1 protein-coding gene is annotated in these 870 nt (G+C 70.8%); it reads right to left on the bottom strand.

What is annotated here, in order from left to right; translation table 11 throughout:
- Window positions 1-777, bottom strand: a 777-nt coding sequence (locus A2U95_RS29565; protein ID WP_166028661.1) for a hypothetical protein, incomplete at its 3' end; no start/stop codon positions are given.
- Window positions 778-870 lie beyond the last annotated feature (93 nt).

The raw sequence follows: 870 nt of genomic DNA on the forward strand, positions 1-870 counted from the left end.
CGGCTCGCCCTGCACGCCACGTTCCTGTGCCGCCGCCAGCTTCCGGTCCACCAGGTCGAAGGCCAGCCGCCGCAGCTCGGTGCGGACGTCGTCCGCCGCGGCCTGTGCCGCCGCGTCGACCTCGCCGGCGGGTACCACCCGCCGGCCGGTCACCAGTTTCGCGAACGCCTTCGCGTTGCCGTGACCGATGCCGATGTTGTGATGGGTGCGTCCCGCCACCACGTCCGTGACGTCCTGGGGATCGTGGAAGTTGGCCGCCGCCCCGGTCCGCAGCCGTTCCTGGTGCACCAGCGCCGAGTCCCGCACCTGATAGGCGCCCGGCTGCTGGTTCGGCGTCCCGTACCGGGCCACGAAAGCCCAGTAACCGTCCCACGGCAGGGTGAACTCCACCACCACCTCGTCGTCCGAGGCGGCGTTCGCGTTGCTGAACACACTCGTGTGCGACAGCGACGACGTGAAGTACTTCCGGTACTGGTCACTGCGGTTGTACGCCATCGCCGCACCGATGCCCGACACCGCCGGCCCGGCCAGCATCTGCTCCGCCTCACCCCGCGACATCTTCCGGTACAACCGCATCGGCTCCCCGGACTCCCGCGCGATCGGCGTCGCCTCCGCCGCACGCTGCGCCCGCAGGACCATCAGCTCCTCGTGGAAGCGTGCCATCTGCGGACGCAGCCCGGGATGCCGCGCCACCTCGGGAGCGATCACGTCCTGCTCGTCGACGAACGCGTAGAACACGCTGGCGAAGTCCTGCGCGTCCTGACCCGCCCGGAACAAGTGGTCCGCATACGCCCGGTACAGCCTCGCCGTCCCCTCGGGCGTCAACCGACCCGACGGAGCCGCGTGCACCACGCCCGCATCCGCGTCCGT

The organism is Streptomyces chilikensis (genome assembly GCF_001642695.1).
Lineage (GTDB): Bacteria > Actinomycetota > Actinomycetes > Streptomycetales > Streptomycetaceae > Streptomyces > Streptomyces chilikensis.